The sequence below is a fragment of the Rhizobium sp. TRM95796 genome (assembly GCF_025779995.1).
Classification (GTDB): domain Bacteria; phylum Pseudomonadota; class Alphaproteobacteria; order Rhizobiales; family Rhizobiaceae; genus Rhizobium_E.
The window spans coordinates 34703-55380 of record NZ_JAOXHE010000018.1 but is presented as its reverse complement, the minus strand read 5'-3'; the positions used below and the strand labels follow the sequence as shown (position 1 = coordinate 55380).

Annotated in this window: 21 protein-coding genes and 2 pseudogenes; 13 read left to right on the top strand and 10 right to left on the bottom strand. The window is 61.4% G+C overall.

Going from position 1 to position 20678, the window contains the following annotated elements; translation table 11 throughout:
- Positions 1 to 106: 106 nt before the first annotated feature.
- Positions 107 to 982, top strand: coding sequence for a LysR substrate-binding domain-containing protein (locus tag OCK01_RS25460; protein WP_263826391.1), 876 nt, complete (start codon positions 107 to 109; stop codon positions 980 to 982).
- Positions 983 to 1013: 31 nt separating this feature from the next.
- On the opposite strand, the gene OCK01_RS25455 is transcribed toward OCK01_RS25460, so the two are convergent.
- The 5 genes from OCK01_RS25455 to OCK01_RS25435 all read right to left on the bottom strand — a co-directional run bounded on the left by OCK01_RS25455 (position 1014) and on the right by OCK01_RS25435 (position 5674).
- Positions 1014 to 1790 carry an amino acid ABC transporter ATP-binding protein gene (locus tag OCK01_RS25455; RefSeq protein ID WP_263826390.1) on the bottom strand — a complete coding sequence of 259 codons (777 nt, stop codon included), beginning with the start codon at positions 1788 to 1790 and terminating at the stop codon, positions 1014 to 1016.
- Positions 1791 to 1793: 3 nt separating this feature from the next.
- Positions 1794 to 2639 (bottom strand): amino acid ABC transporter permease, encoded by an 846-nt coding sequence (locus OCK01_RS25450; RefSeq protein WP_182829995.1) that lies wholly within the window; start codon positions 2637 to 2639, stop codon positions 1794 to 1796.
- A 70-nt stretch (positions 2640 to 2709) separates the two neighbouring features.
- Entirely contained in the window at positions 2710 to 3606 is an 897-nt protein-coding gene (locus OCK01_RS25445) for an ABC transporter substrate-binding protein (protein WP_263826389.1), read from the bottom strand.
- A 268-nt stretch (positions 3607 to 3874) separates the two neighbouring features.
- Positions 3875 to 5029 (bottom strand): Fic family protein, encoded by a 1155-nt coding sequence (locus tag OCK01_RS25440; protein ID WP_263826388.1) that lies wholly within the window; start codon positions 5027 to 5029, stop codon positions 3875 to 3877.
- A 168-nt stretch (positions 5030 to 5197) separates the two neighbouring features.
- Positions 5198 to 5674, bottom strand: a complete 477-nt coding sequence (locus OCK01_RS25435) for a MarR family winged helix-turn-helix transcriptional regulator (protein ID WP_263826387.1) — start codon at positions 5672 to 5674, stop codon at positions 5198 to 5200.
- A 253-nt stretch (positions 5675 to 5927) separates the two neighbouring features.
- On the opposite strand from OCK01_RS25435, the pseudogene OCK01_RS25430 reads away from it, so the two are divergent.
- A pseudogene (locus OCK01_RS25430) lies at positions 5928 to 6351 on the top strand (helix-turn-helix domain-containing protein); the annotation flags it as partial.
- 78 nt (positions 6352 to 6429) lie between these two features.
- Here the strand turns inward: OCK01_RS25430 and OCK01_RS25425 are convergent.
- Complete coding sequence (locus OCK01_RS25425) at positions 6430 to 7323, bottom strand: AraC family transcriptional regulator (protein WP_263826386.1); 894 nt, start codon at positions 7321 to 7323, stop codon at positions 6430 to 6432.
- Between the two features lie 363 nt (positions 7324 to 7686).
- Here OCK01_RS25425 and OCK01_RS25420 point away from each other — a divergent pair, with 363 nt between their 5' ends.
- The 4 genes and pseudogenes from OCK01_RS25420 to OCK01_RS25405 all read left to right on the top strand — a co-directional run bounded on the left by OCK01_RS25420 (position 7687) and on the right by OCK01_RS25405 (position 9745).
- Positions 7687 to 8442 (top strand): SDR family NAD(P)-dependent oxidoreductase, encoded by a 756-nt coding sequence (locus tag OCK01_RS25420; protein ID WP_182829968.1) that lies wholly within the window; start codon positions 7687 to 7689, stop codon positions 8440 to 8442.
- A gap of 165 nt (positions 8443 to 8607) precedes the next feature.
- Positions 8608 to 8724: pseudogene (locus OCK01_RS25415) on the top strand (HTH domain-containing protein); the annotation flags it as partial.
- Positions 8725 to 9146: 422 nt separating this feature from the next.
- Entirely contained in the window at positions 9147 to 9299 is a 153-nt protein-coding gene (locus OCK01_RS25410; RefSeq protein ID WP_263826399.1) for a WYL domain-containing protein, read from the top strand.
- Positions 9287 to 9745: a DUF1330 domain-containing protein gene (locus OCK01_RS25405; protein ID WP_263826385.1), complete on the top strand. Its 459-nt coding sequence runs from the start codon at positions 9287 to 9289 to the stop codon at positions 9743 to 9745. The genes OCK01_RS25410 and OCK01_RS25405 overlap by 13 nt, the downstream gene beginning before the upstream one ends.
- A gap of 60 nt (positions 9746 to 9805) precedes the next feature.
- Here OCK01_RS25405 and OCK01_RS25400 read toward each other — a convergent pair whose 3' ends face one another.
- Positions 9806 to 10693: a LysR family transcriptional regulator gene (locus OCK01_RS25400; protein ID WP_263826398.1), complete on the bottom strand. Its 888-nt coding sequence runs from the start codon at positions 10691 to 10693 to the stop codon at positions 9806 to 9808.
- Between the two features lie 100 nt (positions 10694 to 10793).
- Between OCK01_RS25400 and OCK01_RS25395 the strand changes: the two genes are divergently transcribed.
- The 4 genes from OCK01_RS25395 to OCK01_RS25380 all read left to right on the top strand — a co-directional run bounded on the left by OCK01_RS25395 (position 10794) and on the right by OCK01_RS25380 (position 15562).
- Positions 10794 to 11879, top strand: a complete 1086-nt coding sequence (locus OCK01_RS25395) for an aldo/keto reductase (RefSeq protein WP_263826384.1) — start codon at positions 10794 to 10796, stop codon at positions 11877 to 11879.
- A 173-nt stretch (positions 11880 to 12052) separates the two neighbouring features.
- Entirely contained in the window at positions 12053 to 12361 is a 309-nt protein-coding gene (locus tag OCK01_RS25390; RefSeq protein WP_263826383.1) for a hypothetical protein, read from the top strand.
- A 2-nt stretch (positions 12362 to 12363) separates the two neighbouring features.
- Positions 12364 to 14997: a DNA ligase D gene (ligD, locus tag OCK01_RS25385; protein ID WP_263826382.1), complete on the top strand. Its 2634-nt coding sequence runs from the start codon at positions 12364 to 12366 to the stop codon at positions 14995 to 14997.
- 55 nt (positions 14998 to 15052) lie between these two features.
- Complete coding sequence (locus OCK01_RS25380) at positions 15053 to 15562, top strand: DUF4334 domain-containing protein (protein ID WP_263826397.1); 510 nt, start codon at positions 15053 to 15055, stop codon at positions 15560 to 15562.
- A 23-nt stretch (positions 15563 to 15585) separates the two neighbouring features.
- Here OCK01_RS25380 and OCK01_RS25375 read toward each other — a convergent pair whose 3' ends face one another.
- The 3 genes from OCK01_RS25375 to OCK01_RS25365 all read right to left on the bottom strand — a co-directional run bounded on the left by OCK01_RS25375 (position 15586) and on the right by OCK01_RS25365 (position 18218).
- The gene (locus OCK01_RS25375) at positions 15586 to 16395 is read right to left on the bottom strand and encodes a Ku protein (RefSeq protein ID WP_263826381.1); all 810 of its coding nucleotides are present in this window, start codon (positions 16393 to 16395) and stop codon (positions 15586 to 15588) included.
- Between the two features lie 15 nt (positions 16396 to 16410).
- On the bottom strand, positions 16411 to 17292 hold the full coding sequence (locus OCK01_RS25370; protein ID WP_263826380.1) for a Ku protein: 882 nt from the start codon (positions 17290 to 17292) through the stop codon (positions 16411 to 16413).
- Positions 17293 to 17519: 227 nt separating this feature from the next.
- The gene (locus OCK01_RS25365; protein WP_263826379.1) at positions 17520 to 18218 is read right to left on the bottom strand and encodes a FadR/GntR family transcriptional regulator; all 699 of its coding nucleotides are present in this window, start codon (positions 18216 to 18218) and stop codon (positions 17520 to 17522) included.
- Between the two features lie 154 nt (positions 18219 to 18372).
- Between OCK01_RS25365 and OCK01_RS25360 the strand changes: the two genes are divergently transcribed.
- The 3 genes from OCK01_RS25360 (at position 18373) to OCK01_RS25350 (ending at position 20654) form a co-directional block, all read left to right on the top strand.
- The gene (locus OCK01_RS25360; protein ID WP_263826378.1) at positions 18373 to 19170 is read left to right on the top strand and encodes an ABC transporter substrate-binding protein; all 798 of its coding nucleotides are present in this window, start codon (positions 18373 to 18375) and stop codon (positions 19168 to 19170) included.
- Positions 19171 to 19233: 63 nt separating this feature from the next.
- Entirely contained in the window at positions 19234 to 19905 is a 672-nt protein-coding gene (locus tag OCK01_RS25355; RefSeq protein WP_263826377.1) for an amino acid ABC transporter permease, read from the top strand.
- On the top strand, positions 19905 to 20654 hold the full coding sequence (locus OCK01_RS25350; RefSeq protein WP_263826376.1) for an amino acid ABC transporter ATP-binding protein: 750 nt from the start codon (positions 19905 to 19907) through the stop codon (positions 20652 to 20654). The genes OCK01_RS25355 and OCK01_RS25350 overlap by 1 nt, the downstream gene beginning before the upstream one ends.
- Positions 20655 to 20678 lie beyond the last annotated feature (24 nt).

Below are 20678 nucleotides of genomic sequence, written 5' to 3'. Positions count from 1 at the left end.
AGGCCTTTCGAAACAAACGCGACGCACTCACGGAAATTAATTCCGAAAATGCAAGTTTCGCGCTACTGCTATTCATTGAAGTTATTGATGTGAGAGGAGCCCGCCCGTGAACCTGAGGCAGGTGGAAGTCTTCAGAGTAGTGATGACGAATGGTACCACAGCGCGCGCCGCCGAAGTGCTGCATGTCTCCCAACCCGCCATCAGCAAGATGATCCAGGAGTTGGAGCGCTCTCTGGGTTTCGACCTGTTCAAGCGGATCAAGGGACGGCTGCAACCGACCCAAGAGGGCCAATTGTTTTTTCGGGAGGTCGAGCAGGCCTTTCTCGGCCTGTCCCACCTTCGCGGCGCGGCGGCCCGAATTCGCGACTACGGTTCCGGGGAAATCAGGATCGCCTGCCTGTCCGCCTTGTCGACGAATGTCCTGCCGCGCGCGCTTCATGACTTCATGGCCGCCAACCCGAACGTCGCCGTCACATTCCAGGCGCGCATGTCTTCGAACGTGCGCGACCTCGTGGCGTCCGGCCAGTTCGATCTCGGAATCGTTGCCGACGAGATCGACAGAACCGGCGTCGAAGTCGAAGAATTCGCCCGGTTTCGCGTGGCGATCGCGCTGCCCAAGGGACATCCGCTCGAAGCCCTCGATGTCGTTCGTCCTGCCGATCTCGCCGGACAGCCCTTCATCGCGCTCGCGCCCGAGGACACGACCCGTCGCGAAGCCGAGATCGCCTTCGCAAAGGAAGGCGTCGCCGTTCGCACGGTGATGGAGACGCCCTATTCGACGACGATCTGCGCGATGGTGGCGGCTGGCATCGGCGTCGGCCTCGTCAACCCGCTGACGGCCGAACCGTATGACGGACACGGATTGTCGCTTCGGCCCTTCGAGCCGGCGCTTCATTTCCGGACGCTTCTCATCACGCCGCCCAATCGCCTTCCATCCACAATTCTGGAAGACTTCATCCGGGTGCTGCGTCGCGCGATCTGAGCGCTTTGCCGTGTTCATGCGCATGCCCGCCTCAAAGCACCTTGGACAGAAACGCGGCCGTGCGCGGATTTTGTGGATTGGCGAGCATGGTGCGCGGATGTCCTTCCTCGACGATCTGGCCCTGATCCATGAAGACGAGATGGTTTCCCACTTCCCGGGCGAAGCCGATTTCATGCGTGACGACGACCATCGTGATGCCGCTCAACGCCAGATCCTTGATGACATCGAGGACCTCGCCGACAAGCTCGGGATCGAGCGCCGAGGTCGGTTCGTCGAACAACATCACCTCCGGCTCCATCGCCAGCGCGCGGGCGATGGCGACGCGTTGCTGCTGGCCGCCGGACAGCTGCGCCGGATAGCGGTTTCCAAAGCCGTCGAGCCCGACGCGCCGAAGCAGGTCGTCGGCCTTTCGGCGCGATTGCTCCCTCGACCAGCCCTTGACGTGCCGGGGGCCCTCCATGACGTTTTCCCGCGCGGTCATGTGCGGAAACAGGTGGAAGCGCTGGAACACCATGCCTGTCAGCCGCCGTTGCGCCGCGATCTGTCCCGGCGCAAGCGGATGAAAACGACCCTCCCGCTCGGTGAAACCCTGCAATTGACCCTTGAGGAAGACGCGGCCGGCCGAAATGCTCTCCAACTGATTGATGCATCGAAGCAGCGTCGATTTTCCGGAGCCGGACGGGCCGATGGCCACGCAGACCTCGCCGCGTCGCACGCGCAGATCCACCCCCTGCAGGGCGTGAACGGGGCCGTAGAATTTGTGAATGTTCTGCATCTCGACGCAAAACTCGGAAACTTGTGCGTTCATGGCCTACTCCGCCCGTGTCGGGTGAACGGAAACGCCCTTGCCGAAATGGCGTTCGAGGAAATGCTGGCCGACCATCAGCAGGCTGGTGATGGCGAGATACCAGGTGCCGGCGACCAGCAGCAGCGGGATCGGCAGATAGAGGCGATTTGAAATCGCATTGGTCGCGAAGGTCAGGTCCAGGGTGAAGGGCACGGCGAGGACCAGAGAGGTCATCTTCAGCATGCCGATGGTTTCGTTTCCCGTCGGCGGAATGATCACCCGCATCGCTTGAGGCATGAGGATCCGCCACCAGATCTTGGCGGGTTTCATGCCGAGCGCTTGCGCCGCTTCGGCCTGGCCGCGATCGAGAGAATTGAATCCGGCCCGAAAAATTTCGGTCAGATACGCCGACTCGTTGAATCCGAGGCCGAGGATCGCGGCCATGGCCGGCGTGACGATATATTTGGTCTCGACGCTGACGATGTCGGGCCCGAAAGGGATCGCGAGGCTCAAACTGGGAAAAAGCACCGCGAACAACCCCCAGAACAGCAACTGCGTATAGATGGGAGTGCCCCGGAAGAACCATACCCAGGCATAGGCGATGCCGCGTAGAATGGGATTGTCGCCGTCCCGCATGATGACGAGCAGAGCTGCGACCAAGATGGCCACCGTCATTGCGACGACCGTCAGAAGCAGCGTCCAGCCGACCCCGCGAATGACTTGCGGGGCAAAAAGATAGGTCAGGTAGACGTCCCAGTGGAAATTGGGATTGGCTGAGACGGCCTGAACGATCTGCAGCGCCAGAATTGCCAGAATGGCGACGGCGAGCCAACGGCCCGGATGGCGGCGCGGGACGACGACGTTGCGCATGATCGCCGCCTTTGGGGATGGAACCGGCTGAAAGCCGGTCCCGGTAGTGTCCACGGTGGAGCCCATTGGTTCAGATCTTGACTTCTGGGTTGACGAGAGCCTTGTCGACGATCACAGAACCGACGCCCCAGGTGTCGAGCAGCGCCTTGTAGGTGCCGTCGGCGATGAGAGAATTGATCGTGTCGGCAATCAGTTCGGTCAGCGCCATGTCCGACTTGGCGACGGCGATGCCGTTCGGACCATGTTTGCTCAATGCGCCGCCGTTCGGCTTCATGGTCTCGAAGGCGCCGTTCGACTGCTTCGCGGCGTAACCGATGCCGGCTTCGCCCGAAACGGTCGCGTCAGCGCCCCCGGCGGCGACGCGGGTCAGTGCTTCGGGCTGCTTCGAGAAGGGCAGGATCTCGATTTCGGCCTTGCCGGCCGACTTGCAGAGATCGCTTTCGGAGATCACCGCTTTTTCGTGATAGCTGCCCGACTGAACTGCGATCTTGCGGCCGCAGAGGTCGCCCGGATCGAACTTGGCCGGATTGCCCGCTTTGACGGCCCACATGCTGCCCGTATCGGCGTAACTGACGAAATTGACGGCTTTCATGCGTTCGGTGGTGATCGAAAACGCCGAAACGCCAAGATCGAATTTGGAGCCGAGTGCCGGCAGGATGGCTTCAAAAGCGGATGTCTGAAACTCGATCTTGACGCCGAGCTTCTTTCCGATGGCGTTCGCGATATCGACATCGATGCCCTCGGGCGTCTGGCCGTCCTTCTCGCTCAGGAACTCCCATGGCGCATAGGCGGTGTCGGAGCCGATCGTCAGGACGCCGGCGGCCTTGATCTTCTCCGGCAACCGGGCCGCCAGAGAATCCTCCACCTCGATCGTGGAGGTATCGAAACTTTGCGCGGCGCTCTGGCCGCCCATGGACATCACGGCGAGCGCGGCAAACATCGGCAGGCAAGTCAGTGTTTTGAACATTGTTGTTCCCCATTTTTGTTCGGCGACGGATTGAGGGGGCGCTTGGGAGGAGCGACATCTTGACCCGACGCCGACACTATGAAACCCGAGGAACAGTCCGTCCAATAATAAGATCCGGCTATTCTATTCTCACAGGTTATCGATGGGAGGATACAGTATCGCCGCTGACGTAGCGGTTTTCGTTTCGTCGGATGACAGGACCTCGTAGGCGCCGAAAATCCGATGAAGCGTTTCTCCGCCAGCGGAAGCGTCTCTCAGTTGAGACAGATTACCGGATCGCCGGATAGAGACGCGGAAGCCATCGCTCTATGATGTCGACCGGGAAACCGAGACGGACTTTCCCCTTGGGACTGGGCGACGTCAGCACACCACGCTCCAGGAGACCGGAAAGGACCGTGCGGGCTTGCCGTTCTTGATATCCCGTCAAAGACGGCGCCTGCGAACGCGGGAACTCCCCGGCGAGAACGGCTTCCCGCAGCAAAGGCCAGCTGCCTTTCGGGAGCCGCTGCATCTGAACCTCTTCGGCGCACCACACCTCGATGCGATTCAACAACTCGTCCGGCCTCAGAAGGCTCTCCATGAAGGTGACCTGATCCAGGCAACACCTCAGAAAGAAGGTGGTGAATTCAGCCAGGCCGGCTTGCGTCAGGTTTCCCCGTCCATCGAGATCTCCCCGTCGCGGTTGATCGGCCTGGGCAAGCAGACGCTTGTAATCCGAGACATTCCTTGCAAGGCCCCGAGACACCGACCAGAGCTCCGAACCGATCCCGAGATCTCGAAGGAGCGCATGCGAAACCAGCCGCGTGACACGGCCGTTGCCGTCGAAAAACGGATGAATCCAGGCAAGGCGATGATGAGACGCCCCAACCCCGATGATTTTCTGCAACTTTGACAGCATCTTGGATGAATAAGCGTCGACGAACCTGTCGATCAGCGGCCGGATCATATCCGGCTCCGGCGCAATATGCTCTCCGACCTTCACGTAAAGCGTTCTCAGCTGGCCGGGAAGCATTCTGATTGTTTCACCGCTGTCCGGATTGCGCATGATGAGCAGTTCATCGGGCAGCCGCCGGCAGAATTCCCCATGTATCCAGCAGATGCCGTCGAGCGACAAAACAGGGAAAGGCATTTCACCGTTGTCTATCAGCTGCTGGACTTCGATATGGGCGCGCGCCTCGAGCTGAAGGTTCCGCTTCTCCGGTTCCTGGGCATAGTCGCCGGCCATCGCACGGTCGATGTCGATGGGAAGCGTATTGTGTCCCTCGATGAGATTCGAGTAGTAACAGTTCATCGACCGCACGAGATCGCCGACCGACGCCCGCATAATCGGCTGCAGCCGCGCCGCGAATCGACTGGCCGCCGAGGTGAGTTCGATGGCGACGTCTTCCAACTCTTTGCTGCTGTCCGGAAGCAGCGGTTCCATGCTCGCAGATGTAATCATGTTTCGCCGATTTCTACGCCGTAAAATTCCTCTTTGAGAACATATCGATAGGTTGTTTCACAAGCAAACGTTTTGCCGGTATTTTCGCCGGTCTTCCAGCCTGATCTGTGCATTCGGCTCTGCTCTAGCCGCCGCTGTGGAGCGCAGCGCTCAGGTCTCGTCCGTCTCACCGGCAGCCGCCGCGACTACAGCGCCCGAGAGGCGATTCAGATTGACGATCAGCCGGTCGAGAAGCTCTACCAACCGTCGCTCATCTTCGTCCGAAAAGCCTTCCATGGCGTCTCGGTTGCCCTGGAAGAGCGTCGCGGAGGCTTGCGGCAGCCGCTCCCGAGCCGCAGGCGTCAGATCGATCCGGCTGCTGCGCCCGTCTCGGGGATCGCGGGTCCTCGTGATCAGTCCGTCGCGCTCCATCCGCGCCAGCATCTGCGCCATCGGCGGCTGCTCTACTCTAGCGAAACGAGCGAGGTCGCGCTGCGTATTCGCGACGCCGTTTCCGAGCGCGACGAGGACAGGGAGATGACCCACCCCGAAACCCAGAGGCCCGAGCCGCTCCTCGCTGAGGCGGGCGAAAGCGCGGGCCGCAAGGCTGACGAGATGGCCGGGCGTCCGGAGTACTTTTTCATCCATATCTGGTCCCCAATGCTGCTTGACCAAATTTACATATGCACATATGCATTTTGATGTCGAGCCGCTGTGCGCCTGACATCATCCATCGCTGTCTAGCGGAGACCAAGACATGAACGAAGACGACAACAGGATCATCGACGAGATTTACATCCGCTTCAACGCTCGCGACATCGATGGCGTGCTGGAAGCCCTCGACGAGGACGTGGCGTGGGCGAATGCGATGGAGGGCGGCCACGAACAGGGACACGAGGCGGTGAGAGCCGATCCGCATGGCGAGTTGGTCGTGGAGGATGGACTGGCGCAGATCGTGCTGAAGGATGCCGGATCCGTCCGCTCCGCCTTTGCCTACCGGACGTTCTGGATCATCGTGCATGGCGTCAATTGCTGGCTTGTCCGCCGTCGGCTGCCGATCCGCTGGGTGGATTTTCGTTGCGGCGCGCCGGCCGTCGGCGCCGACTTTGCGCCGCAGATTGCAGCTCGAAGGCCAGACCTATTGCTCGATCAAGGACGATATCCGGCGGTCATTGGCGACGGAGGCTCTTATGGACGGGAACACCGGCATCGCCGATCTCGCAACCGCCCTCGGATTTTCCGAACCAAGCGCCTTTCACAGCGCGTTCCGAAAGTGGACGGGTCTGACCCCGGCGCGCTTTCGCAGGGATGCGAGCAACCGTTGAGCGGTGCGACTGAAGACCATGTCACTCCGTATCGCATCCAGATAACCAGGAGCGTCGACCCTCGTCACATCGACCGTTTCATGCCGCGACGTGAACCTTGCCGAAACTCTGCCGCACATCCCGTGCGGGTGATGTCCCGAACAAGCGACCATATTCGCGCGTGAACTGGGGAATGCTCTCGTAGCCAACCGCATAAGCCGCGTTGCTGATCGGCGCTCCTTCGGACATCATGATCCGTCTCGCCTCGATCAGGCGCAACTGCTTCTGAAACTGCAGGGGGGACAGCGATGTGACCGCGCGAAAATGGTGGTGGAAGGAAGAAAGGCTCATACCGGCGACTTCGGCCAACCTATCCACCGACAGGCTCTGAGAATAGTCGCGTCTGATGAGCGCGACGGCGCGCCCGATCCGGCTGGCATGGCTGTCGGTTAGGCCCAGCGCCCGAATGCCGGCGCCGTGGCGCCCCGTCAGCAGCCAATAATGCAGTTCGCGGATCAGCTGGCGTTGCAGGACCGGGATCGACGCCGGGCGATCAACAAGGCGCATCAGCCGCAATGCGGTATCGGCGACTTCCGCTTCGGTCGGATCGACACGGATGGGAACGCCGGCTTCCGCCTGGGCGATGCCGATGTCCACCACGAGCGATTGCGTCACCGCCGGATCGATATCGAAAACCAGCGAATAATAGGGAACGCCGACGGTGGCCTGCGTGATCTGGCTGACATTGGGGACGTCGGCGGCAATCAACAGGGAGTCTCCGGCGCCGAAATCGAAGGTCGCGTTGCCTGCCGTCACGCGCTTGCCGCCCTGAAGCACGAGCGCCACGAGAGGCTTGGAGATCGCATACTGCATTTCGCTCGGCGACGTCGCCCGCATGGCGAAAAGCCCGGCGATCGGCGTGCGCGCAACGCCATATGCGTCGGCCTGGGCGTCAGCGAAACGGCGCACGCAATCTAGCAGAGTGCTGTTCATTGTGGTGCGCTCCAATCATGGCAGGCGCACATCTTAAAGCCGGTCGGCGTCTGACAGCAACCCCACTCGGCGAATTAGGCAAAGAAGCACGGTCCAAGGCAGTGATGATCGGGCTCGGCTGCAGCCTCGGCGGCGGCGGCGATCGGTCTTGCGGATGTGACCCGGCGCACCGATCCCGCCTGCGTTCATCGACGGCCCAGCTTATCATGTCGGCTCTGCCTTGCGGATCGACGCGTTCATCCAGCAGGCTCATGGATCGAATTGGAGAATCAGGCAAAAACCGCCGAGGATCCGGCAACCGTCGCGCCGAGCGCCATGTCATGACATCCCAGTCACCAACAAACGGATTGAAGGACACCAGACATGAATACAGTTTCCATCGTCACCGGCGGAAGCCGTGGCCTCGGCCGCAACACCGCGGTCAGCATCGCCCGTCATGGCGGCGACGTGATCCTGACCTACCGTAGCGGCGCTGCGGACGCGCAAGCCGTCGTGGCCGAGATCGAAGCTCTCGGGCGCAAGGCCGTCGCGCTTCAGCTGGACGTCGCCGACGTCGCCTCGTTCAGGGCGTTTAAGGACAATGTTCGCCAGGCTCTGTCGTCCACCTGGGGCCGCGACACGTTCGACCATCTGATCAACAATGCAGGCCAGGGCGAAATGGCGAGCTTTGCCGAGACCACCGAGGCTCAGTTCGACGCTCTTTTCGACACTCATGTGAAGGGCGTTTTCTTCCTCACCCAGGCGCTGTTGCCGCTGTTGGCCGACGGCGGCAGGATCGTCAATTTCTCCTCGGGCCTCACGCGGGTCTCGGCCGCGGGTTTCTCCGCTTACTCCGCCGCCAAGGGAGCTGTCGAAATCCTGACCATATACATGGCCAAGGAACTCGCGGCCCGCGGCATTACCGCCAACACGGTGGCGCCGGGCGCGATCGAAACAGATTTTCTCGGCGGGGCCGTTCGCGACATGCCCGATCTCAACACACAGTTCGCCGGAATGACCGCACTCGGTCGCGTGGGCGTTCCCGATGATATCGGCCCCATGGTCGCGAGCCTTCTGGGTCCCGACAACCGCTGGATCACCGCGCAGCGGATCGAAGTCTCCGGCGGACAGACCATCTAAATTACGGCGCCGGGACGCCGCTGCGCGATATGCGGCGGCGTTTCGGGTTACGCTCACGGTAAGGCCAATGTCTTGCCGCCTCTTGATAATTCAATCGGTCGCCATGACATTCACGGCGGCTGGTTGACGTTTCGTCACGGCCAGAACGCGAACTTGGATTGATCGATGTCGAGAACGGGTCGGCTGTTCGAATTGATAAGCCTGCTCAGGGGACGCAGAACGCCGGTCACGGCGACGTTTCTCGCCGGTGAATTGGGGATCTCGGAACGGAGCTTGTACCGGGACATCGATACGCTTCGTTTGCTGGGAGCGCCGATCGATGGCCAGGCCGGCGTCGGCTACTGTTTGAGGCAGGGCTTCTTCCTCCCCGAATTCGCCTTTTCGCCGGATGAACTGGACGCGATCGCGCTCGGTTTGGGATGGGTGCAACAGCGCGCGGACCCAGCTCTCGCCCGAAGTAGCGAAAGCGCTTTGGCAAAAATTCAGTCCGCCCGAAAAGATGGTCTCGTGACAGGCCAGGAGCCGCCCGCGCTCCTGACCGCCGCTCCCTTGTCCGGAACCAGCGATCCCGCTGACGCGGCGCAATTGCGAGACGCCATCCGTCGGCAGAGAAAGGTGGCGATCATCTATGAAGACGCGCAGGGCGCGTTTTCGGACCGAACAATCTGGCCGGTTGCGATCGTTTATTTCGACGGTGCCCGCGTGTGCTGGCGGCCTGGTGCGAACAGCGATCGGCCTTTCGTCACTTTCGGCTGGATCGATTTCACGCTTGCACGGTCTTGGAGGAGCGATATCCCGGACGACGCCACGTCATCGTGGAGCGTTGGCGACAACAGGATCGGGATTGGCGTTCCTGACAGTTTCTGACAGGCGACGATGCTATCGACCGGCTGTCGCACGCAACTCACGCGTCAAGCCAAGGGATAATCAGATGGTTTCATTGTCGCCCGCCGCCCTCGATCATTTTTTTGCCGAACCAGACGATTCCGCAGTCGTCATGCTGAATCTCATGCAGTTCCATCCCGACGGCGGGCGGGAAAGGCATCTGGAATATTTGAAGTTGGCCGAGCCGATCCTCGCACGATTCGGGGCGAGGATCCTCTTCCGCGGCAAGGGTCTGCCGGCCCTCACGGCGGGAGACCTGGAAGGATGGGACGCCGTCATGCTGGTGCAATATCCGCGTCGGTCGGCGTTTCAGGATATGATCGCGGATCCGGACTATCAGAAAGTCTTTCAAGTCGGGATCTCCGCGATCTCCGATATCGTCCTGCAGCCGCTGAAGCAGCTTCACAGCCTGGATTGAATTGCGATGACGACCAGCGCGACGCCCGAGGGCATGAAGGTGATCGAGTCTGGTCGTCAATCACGCTCTCAGCGCGGCGATCAGCGCCTTGAGCGCCGGCGGAGATTGACGCCTGCCCGGATGGTAGAGGTGAAAACCCGCGAATGGCTGACACCAGTCGGCCAGCACCTGAATCAGCCGCCCGGCCGCGATATCCGCTGAAACGTCCTGCTCCATCAGGTATCCCAACCCCACGCCGGCGCGCACAGCCGCCGCTGCAAGCCTGCCGTCATTGGCGACGAAAACACATCTGGGCCGAATGATGACCTGCTTGCCGTCTTTTTCGAACTCCCATGGCAGAAGGCCTCCGGACTTGCTCAGGCGGTAGCCTATGCAGTCATGCGCGCTGAGGTCTTCAGGCGCGTGCGGCGCCGGTCGGCGTTCGAAATAATCGGGTGTTCCGACGATCGCCGACCTCAAGGGCGGCCCCAGGCGCACAGCCACCATGTCCTTTTCGACAGTGTCGCCGAGCCGTATGCCGGCATGGAAACCTGCCGCGACGATATCGGTCAGCCCGTCATCCACATTGACCTCGACGCGCACCTGCGGGTGGGACAGCAAAAAGGCCGGAAGCCTAGGCGCCAACACCAGCTCGGCGGCATAGGCGAACGTGGTGATGCGCAGCGCGCCTGCCGGTTCGCCGCGCCATTCGGCAAGAGCATCCAAGCCTTCGCGTATCTCGGCCATGGCGGGGTTCAACGATCGGAGCAGCCTTTCTCCAGCCTCCGTGGGCGATACGCTGCGGGTCGTCCTGGCAAGAAGTCGTACGTCCAGGCGCTCTTCGAGGCTTTTCATCGCATGGCTGAGCGCTGACGGGGAGATGCCGAGCACGGCTGCGGCGCGCGTGAAGCTGCGTTCCCGCGCGACCGCGGCGAAAGCCAGGAGATCATTGAATTCACCGCGTGTCATTGCTGCAAATAATTCACAAACCCACGCGATCGGCAAGATCTAATCGGAGATGCGGCGACAGGATAGATACGGGATATCGCAGCAGGATCGGAGAATGATCATGGATCTCACCCATTACAGAACGCTCGGAAGATCAGGGCTGATCGTCAGCCCGCTCGCCCTCGGAACGATGACCTTCGGCGCCGGTCGCTGGGGCGCCGATCAGAAGACCGCGCATGCGCTCTTCGATGCTTACATTTCCGGTGGCGGCAACTTCATCGACACCGCGGACATCTATTCCGGCGGCGCCAGCGAGGAGATGATCGGAGAATTCATGGCCGACGCCGGCAACCGCGATCGCCTTGTCGTGGCTACGAAAAGCGGGTTCTCGCGGGGCGGGCCAACCCCGCTCTGGAGCGGAAATGGAGCCAAGAATTTCCGCCTGGCGCTCGAAACGTCACTTCGTCGGCTGAGGACCGAATATATCGATATGTATTGGGTGCATGTCTGGGATCGGACGACGCCTTGCGAGGAAGTGCTCCAAACGCTGGTCGACGCCGTCCGTGCCGGCAAGATCCTCCATTACGGCTTCTCCAACACGCCATCCTGGTATGTGGCGAAAATCGCCACTTTGGCCGATGCGCATGGACTGCCGAAGCCGATCGGTCTGCAATACGCCTATTCCCTGATCGATCGCGGGGTGGAGCTGGAAATCCTGCCGCTCGGCGAAGAATTCGGCCTGGGCATGGCCCCGTGGAGCCCGCTTGCCGCCGGCCTGCTCACGGGAAAATACAGTCGCGAAAAACTGAATGACGCGGGTCTCGCGCCGGCGCTTCCCGATAAGGCGAGCGATGGGCGAGGTGGAGGCGGCGACGGTCGGTTGAACGGCGACAATCCCTTTGGCGGCATGCTGTTCACGGAACGAAATTTCGGCGTGGTCGATGTGCTGAAAGAGGTCGCATCCGAGATTGGTCGGAGCCCCGCCGAAGTCGCGCTGAAGTGGGTCGTGGAACGCAAAGGCGTATCCTCCGTTCTGGTCGGCGCAAGCCGCGTCGAGCAGTTGCAACACAATATCGGGGCGCTGGATGTCGCGATCTCGGCTGAGCAAACGCGCCGCCTGAACGATGCGACGGCCCTGCCGCCCATCAATCCCTACTTCATCTTCCAAATGCCGATAGACAGCCTGTTCGGCCGTCGGGTCAACTGACGGCAACAGCAGATCGGCGCTGCGGCTCATGCGTCAACGTCCGGAAAAGCAAGGGCCTGGCTTTCCGATCTCGTCATCGGAATGATCTGGATCGAAGACGGGCATTTCAGACGGCAACCACTGTCCGCCGGATACGTTTACCGCCTGTATCTCTCATGATCAGGAGCGTTCCGATGGCCGACGACAGCACGACGACAATCCGAGCCACTTTCAAAACGCGCGAGGCGGCCGAACTCGCCGTCGAACGCCTCGTGCAACAATATGGCATATCGCGGCCGGATGTGTTCATCCAACCCGTGAGCGATCGGAACAGCGCGGGATCAGCGCCCTCGGGAGGGGACGCATCCCATGCGGACGGGGCAAGGCGCGATGCGCCGCTCCGCGGCGACATCGAGGTGTCGGCGGACATCGCGCCGGACCAACTCGCCGCCGTGCGGCGTAGCTTCGAGGAAGCGGGCGCGGTCGAACTGTCGGATCAATGACGATGGCCGATACGCTTTCGACCTATCGAAGCAAGCGCGATTTCGAAAAGACGCGCGAGCCCAAGGGCGAGGCATCCGTCAAGCCATCCAAACGGCTGCGCTTCGTGATCCAGAAACATGACGCCACCAGACTTCACTACGACCTGCGGCTAGAGCTCGACGGCGTCTTCAAGAGCTGGGCCGTAACCCGCGGCCCCTCGCTTGACCCGCACGACAAGCGTCTTGCGGTGGAGGTCGAGGATCACCCGCTCGATTACGGCGATTTCGAAGGAACGATCGCCAAGGGCCAGTATGGCGGCGGCACGGTGATGCTGTGGGATCGCGGTTACTGGCGGCCCGAGGGCGGCCTGTCGCCCGAAGAAGCCTTGGCGAAAGGCGATTTCAAGTTCACGCTTCAGGGCAAGCGGCTGCGCGGCGGCTTCGTCCTGGCGCGGATGCGCCGGGATCGCGAACATGGCAAGAGAACCAACTGGCTCCTGATCAAGCATCGCGACGACCATGCGGTTACAACAGACGGCGCCAGGATCCTGGATGAAAACGCCACATCCGTCGCCTCTGGCCGTAGCATGGAGGAGATCGCCGAAGGCCAGGGCCGCAGGCCGCGCCTCTTCATGACCGCCAAGGCCGATGTCGCCGCGGATGCGATGTGGGACAGCGCACAAGGCCTGGCGGCGGAAAAACGAAGGAAAAAAGTTCGTAAGAATGGAACGCCGACGTCGAAGACCGTTCCACAGTTCATCGCGCCGCAGCTATGCGGACGTCTCACACGCCCGCCGACGGGAAAGAACTGGCTGCATGAAATCAAGTTCGACGGTTACCGAATTCAGATGCGGGTCAAAGCCGGCGCCGTCACGCTCAAGACGCGCAAAGGCCTCGACTGGACCTCGAAGTTCGCGGACATCGCCCGCCTCGCCGCGGATCTTCCGGATTGCATCATCGACGGCGAGATCTGTGCGCTCGACGAGCGCGGCGCCCCTGATTTCGGAGCCTTGCAAGCGGCGTTGTCGGACGGCGACAGCGGCGGCCTGGTCTATTTCGCCTTCGATTTTCTTTTCGACGGAGCGGAAGATTTGCGAGCTTTGCCTCTGATGGAGCGAAAGGAGCGCCTGCAAAAACGGCTCGCCGATGCAGTCGATACTCCCGCGATCCGCTATGTCGAGCATTTCGAAACGGGCGGAGACGCCGTGCTTCGATCCGCCTGCAAGCTCAATCTGGAGGGGGTCATTTCCAAGCAGAACGACGCGCCCTATCACTCCGGACGCAGCGACGCTTGGGTGAAATCGAAGTGTCGGTCGGGGCATGAGGTGGTGATCGGCGGCTACGCCAAGACCAATGGCAAATTCCGATCCCTCCTCGTCGGGTTGCATCGCGGAGAGCAGTTCATCTATGTCGGCCGCGTCGGAACCGGCTACGGCGCTCGCATGGTCGAGATGCTCATGCCGAGACTGAAGGCTATGGAGGCGGACAGATCGCCATTCACCGGAGTGGGCGCGCCGAAGCAGCAGGCCGAGGTGGTGTGGTTGAAGCCCGAACTCGTCGCCGAAATCGAATTCGAAGGATGGACAACCGACGGGCTCGTCCGGCAGGCGGCGTTCAAGGGCCTCCGCGACGACAAACCTGCGCGGGAGGCGCAGGCCGATGAGCCGGCGTCGCCGGCGCAGGTGAAAACCCCCGAACTGGAGACGACAGCCGATACCAGACCCGCCCGACGCAAGGGCGCGAAAGCGGAGGTCATGGGCGTCTTGATCTCCAATCCGGACAAAGCCCTGTGGCCGGACGCGGGGGATGGCGAGCCCGTCGCCAAGGAAGATCTGGCGCGCTATCTCGAAAGCGTCGGCGCCTGGCTCCTCGACCATATCCGGGGGCGGCCCTGTTCCATCATTCGCGCGCCCGACGGCATCGGCGGTGAGCAGTTCTTTCAGCGCCATGCGATGTCCGGGACCTCCAACCTCGTCGAATTGATAAAGGTCGCGGGCGACAGTAAACCATATCTGCAAGTCGACCGGATCGAAGGCCTGGCGGCGATCGCGCAGATCGGCGGGCTGGAACTGCATCCCTGGAATTGCCGACCGGGCAAACCGGAGATACCCGGTCGTCTGGTGTTCGATCTGGACCCGGGCCCGGATGTCCCTTTCAGCAAGGTGGTCGAGGCCGCCCGCGAATTGCGCGATCGTCTGGACGATCTCGGCCTGATCGGCTTCTGCAAGACGACAGGCGGCAAGGGGCTGCATGTGGTCGTTCCCCTCGCCGCGGAAAGGCGCCAGTCCCTGACATGGGATGTCGCCAAGGCTTTCGCCCATGACCTTTCAAAGAGAATGGCGCGCGACAACCCCGATCGCTACCTGATCAAGATCACCAAGAGTCTGCGCCAAGGCAGGATCTTTCTCGATTATCTCCGCAATGACCGTATGGCCACGGCGGTTGCGCCTCTGTCCCCACGAGCAAGGCCGGGCGCCACCGTATCCATGCCCCTTTCCTGGACGCAGGTCACATCAGCCCTTGATCCGAAGCGTTTCACCATCCGCACCGTCCCCAAGTTGATGGAAAAAACATCAGCATGGCAGGATTATCCGGACGCTGAACGCTCGCTCGAACAGGCGATCAGGCGTCTCGCCAAGATGAAAGATGCCGGGTGACGCTTTACAGGAAATGCCGGCAATGAGTTGTGACGACATTGCGGGGGATGTTTACATGCCAGACCAGCAAAGGCGGTTGGAGGAATTTCGGAAGTTGGACGCTGTCGCGTGCCGAGATCTCATCGGTCTCTGGGCCGGTCGCGGCATCGCCGCCGGTCATCCGCTGGATGGGGTGCTTGAAAATCTCAGTTGGTTCGGCAAGCGGTTCCGACCGGATATTCGGGCCGACGCCCTTTTGTTTCGCGCCGGCGATCAGCGTCTGGTCGCCGTCGATCCCAAATGGATCCCGCTGCATCTGGCTATGCGCTTGCAGGCTTTGGGCCGGACACGCATGGCATATAACCTGTTTTCCTATCTGCAGGGTCGGCTTCGGGCGAGAGGGCCGGTCGCTGAGATCGGTATCCGGACGTTTCACGGCGTCGAAAGTGCCGCGATGATTTATGACCGTCAGCCGATCACGGATCACTTCAGACGCATCGACGACCGCAGGATCATGGGAGCGATGATGGTGGCCGGCGAAAATCTCTTCTATTTCTTCGAATTGGAGCGTGTCGAGGGAAGCTGACGCGGCAGCCGGCAAGCCGCCGCTCATCGCCTGCTCCGCGTCTCGGCGGCAATCGATTTTTTCAGCGCGTCCATAATGTTGACGACATTGGTCGGCTCGGCGGCCGGCTGCGTCCTGGCGTTGCCCCTGGCGGGTTTCTTTTGGGCTTTCTTCTTCGCGTCGATGATGTCCAGCAGCCGCTCCTGGACCGGATCGGCGACCATGACGGGGCTCCATTCCTTCGTCTGCTTCTTGATGAGCTTGCGCATCAGCGGCATCGTCTTGGGATCGGCCCTGGCGTCGCCGATGTCCTCGAAATACTCGCCCTCCCCACGGACCTCGTCGCCATAGCGCAGGGTCCAGACGACGATGCCCTTGCCGCGCGGCTCGAGCATGACGGCCCGTTCGCGCCGGGCGATCACCAATTGCGATATGCCGACCATGTTTTCCGCAGCCATGGCGTCTCGAATGACGGAAAACGCCTCTTCCCCGATGGATGCGTCGGGGGACAGGTAGTAAGGTTTGTCGAGCCAGATCCATCCGATGCTGTCGCGCGGCGTAAACAGGGAAATGTCCAGCGTTCTCGCGCTTTCGAGCGCGACATTTTCCAGTTCCTCGTCTTCGAGGACGACATATTCGTTCTCGGCCTGCTCATAGCCTCTGACTTCGTCTTCCTGCTTGACGGCCTTGCCGGTGACGCTGTCGATATAACGACTGAGGACGCGGTTGCCGGTCTTGCGATTGAGTGTGTGGAACCGGACTTTCTCCTCTTCGGAGGTGGCCGGCGTCATCTGCACCGCACAAGTCACCAGCGACAGCTTGAGATAGCCTTTCCAATAGGGGCGTTGCGCCATAGTCGGCTCCTTCGGTCAACGAGCGCGCCGTGCAGGCGTCGCGGCCTTCTTGTCCTCGCCCTGCTTCTTCCGGGCCGCCTTCTTGTTGGCGTTTGCAGCGCGCTTGGGCTTCAGCTTTTTGACGCCGGAGCCTGCGCTGTCCCGCAGCACCTGAAGCAGATCGCCGGGCTTGGAAGCGACCGGCGCGGCTCTTTTCGGCAAAGCGCGACCCTCGATCTTGGCCTTGACCAAATCCGCCACCGCTGCCTCATAACGATCGTCGAATGCGCTGGCGTCGAAGCGCCCTCTCTTGGCCCCGATGATATGCTTGGCCAGTTCCATCATCTCGCCTTCGATCTTGAGATCGGGCAAATCCTCGAACGCCGTTTCGGCCGAGCGCACCTCATAGTCGAAATTGAGCGTCGAGGCGACCAGCCCCCGCCCATGCGCCCTGATGAGCACGGTGCGCATTCGACGAAAGAGCACCGTATGGGCGATCGCCACGACGCCCTCCTTCTGCATGGCGTCGCGCAGCAACACATAGGCGTCGCGACCAACGTCGTCGGGCGCGAGGTAATAGGGCTTGTCGACATAGGCGGTGTCGATTTGCGAGCAGGGAATGAAGGCCTCGATCGCCAACGTCTTGTCGCTTTCCGGCACGGCCGCCACAACGTCCTCCGGCTCGAGGACGACATAGTCTCCGCTGTCGAGTTCATAGCCCTTGACCTGCTCTTCACGGTCGACGATCGCGCTCGTTTCGCTGTCGACGAATTCGCGTTTAACTCGATTACCGGTCTTGCGGTTGAGCGTGTGAAAGGCGATCCGTTCGGCAGTCGACGCAGCCGTATACAGCGCGACCGGAAAACTCACGTCGCCAAACCTGATATGTCCTTTCCAATTCGCTCGGTGACCCGGCATGCGACAACCCTCCAGACTGAACTCGTCAATCAAGTAGGCACAAGCGAGATCGTTCCCGAACGAGAGTGAGTTTGTTGCCCCTCCTGCGCCGCCGGGGATCGTGTCCCAGCACGTGGCGTCTAGATCCAGTTTCCAGTCGAGAAGGAGCAGTTGATTTTGCTCCTACCGCCACAAGTTCATGGGTGGACATCGAACTGGCGTGTTCTGAGCGGCAATTTGCCCGTGTGTCACGGCTCCAGGCCTGCGCAACGCGCAGTATTGCGGATATGCGCCTCCATCTCGTACTTCGCCTGCGCGCTGTCATTGGCGCGGAGCGCGCGGATGATCTTGCGGTGTTCGGCGATCGAATCCCGCATGCGCTCCGGATCGGTGATCGGTATTGGCTGACGCTGGGTTTCCGTCACCTGATCGCGCACCGTCTGGTAGAGCGCCTTGAGCATGGCGTTGGAGCAGGCGGATACGATGGCGGCGTGAAATTCGAGATCGGCCTCGACATTGGCCAAGAGGTCTTGGCTTGCCCAGCACTCCTCCATCGTCCGTGTCGCCTGTTCCATCTTGTCGAGCTGCATCTGCGTCAGGCGCCCGGCCGCCAGCCGTGCGATCTCGCCTTCGAGCAGGATGCGGGTCTGGAAGACGTCGAAGACGGAATAGCTGTCGGAGTAGCGCCAGGGCGCCATATGGCCCGGGGCGCCGGAGGATGGCGCGGCGGGACCGGAGACGAAAGTGCCCCGCCCTGCCTCGGTTTTCAGAAGGCCCAGCGTTTCCAGGGTCAGCAGCGCCTCGCGCAAGGAAGCGCGGCTGATGCCGAATTTCTGGGAAAATTCCCGTTGCGACGGGATCTTTTCTCCCGGCTTCAACTGACCGGATTGGATCATGGTCTGGATCTCGCGCGCAACAGATTGCGGAACAAGCGTCTTATTGAACATGCGGTCCCTTCTCTAGCGGCGTGCTTCGATGCGTAATCTATTTTTTCCACCAGCCCCTTGCCAAGTGCAAAGCAGCATGCTTGTTTGGCCTGACTGGTCTGACCAGTTAGACCAATGTAGATTGAGTCACGTTCAAAAAACAAGGGGAACTCTCATGACACGCCTGTCCATGCTCAAGACGACGCTATTCGCCGGCCTGTTCGGCGCATTCGCCACAACTGCGGCCCATGCCGCCGATCTCACGGTCGGCGCCAATATCGGCAACGTCCCCTGGGAATTCGAAGACGCCAGCGGCAAAGTCACGGGCTTCGAGGTCGATCTCGTCAACGAGATCGCTAAGCGTCTCGGCAAAAGCGTCGAGTTCGTCAACACGCCCTTCAACGGCCTCTTCCCAGCCGTTCAGTCCGGCCGCATCAACATGGCTGTCTCCTCGATCACCATCACGGAGAAGCGCCTTCAATCCGTGTCCTTCGCCCAGCCCTATTACGACAGCGACCAGTCGCTGACGGTAACTGCGGCCTCCGGCATCACCGGACTGAAGGACATGGGCGACAAGGTCGTTGGCGTGGACACCGGCTCGACCGGCGACATGTGGGCGGACGGCCACAAGGAGGACCACAAGTTCGGCGAGATCCGTCGTTTCGAAGGCCTGCAGCCGGCCATGCTCGATCTCGTCGCCGGCCGCGTCGACGGTTATATCTCCGATATTCCGGCGCTTCTCTACTATGTGAAGGACAAGCCCGAGCTGAAGGTGGTCGAACGTATTCCGACCGGCGAGAAATACTCCATCATGTTCAACAAGGATGATCCGCTCGCCGCCGAAGTCAACACGGTCATCACAACACTCAAGAAGGAAGGTTTCATCGCCAAGCTGCATGAGACCTGGTTCGGCGCCAAGGCCGAGGACACGACCTCGACCGTCACCGTGCTAGATATGCCTAAGGGAAAGTAACCGTCAAAACGCGACCGGCGGAACGATCTGGTTCCGCTGGCCTGTCCCGGGAGCCGCCGCGGCATGACACTCATCAACACCTTCTTCAACCTCGATGTCCTGGCGACGAGCCTGCCTGCCTTGCTCTGGGGCTTGATCGTAACCCTCGAGATCGGAGTGACCAGCATTCTTGTCGGTCTCGCCAGCGGACTGTTCCTTGCGGTGACGCGGCTTTATGCGCCGTCCGCGGTCAAGGTTCTTCTCAAGATCTATATAGACATCTTCCGCTCGATCCCGCTTCTGGTGCTGCTGATCGTCGTCTACTACGCCCTGCCCTTCATCGGCATCCGGCTGTCGCCGTTTCTTTCGGCGGTCACGGCCTTGTCGCTGGTGTCGGCGGCCTACACTGCGGAAATCTTCAGAGCCGGCATCGAGGCCATCCCGCATGGGCAGTTCGAGGCCTCGGCGGCTCTCGGTCTCTCCAACCGCGACACGATGGTGGACGTGATCCTGCCGCAGGCGATCCGCATCGTCATCCCGCCGCTGACCAACAACTGCATCAACGTGCTCAAGGACACGGCGCTCGCTTCCGTCGTCGCCATGCCGGATCTGCTCAAACAGGCGACCCAGGCCCAGGCGCTCGCAGCCAATCCGACGCCTTTGATCGGGGCTGCGCTGATCTATATCGCCTTGCTCTGGCCGATGGTCGGCGTCGTCTCGCGCCTCGAAAAACACTACAGCCGAGGAAAGCGCTGATGTCACAGCCGAGCACGCCATTTATTTCCATTCGCGGCCTCACCAAGGCCTACGGGACTTTCACCGTGCTGCACGGCATCGATCTCGATATCGCCGAAGGCGAAGTCGTCTGCGTCATCGGCCCCTCAGGTTCCGGCAAGTCGACGCTGATCCGCTGCATCAACCATCTGGAAGCCTTTGCGGCGGAAAGCCGGATCATCGTCGACGGCATCCGCGTCGAACCCGGCCCGGCGCTCGCCAAGGTCCGCGCCGAAGTCGGCATGGTCTTCCAGTCTTTCAATCTCTTTCCCCATATGACCGTGCTCAAAAATGTCATGCTCGCCCCCATGCGGGTGCGCGCCGTGGCGGAAGCTGACGCCGAACGCAAGGCGCGCGAGCTTCTGGCCCGCGTCGGCATCGCCGAACAGGCGGAGAAATTCCCTGGTCATCTCTCGGGCGGCCAGGAGCAGCGGGTCGCGATCGCCCGCGCGCTCGCCATGGAGCCGCGCGTGTTGCTGTTCGACGAGCCGACATCTTCACTCGATCCGGAAATGGTGGGCGAGGTACTAGATGTCATGCGCAGGCTCGCCGGCTCCGGCGTCACCATGGTCGTCGTCACCCACGAGATGGGTTTCGCCCGCCAGGTGGCCGATCGCGTGATCTTCATGGATGGCGGGCGGCTGGTCGAAAGCGGCGCGCCGGCGGAGATCTTCGACGCCCCGAAACATGAGCGGACGCGCGGATTTCTGCGCGCGGTCCTCAATCATTGAACAAAAACAAGAGCCGGAGGACAC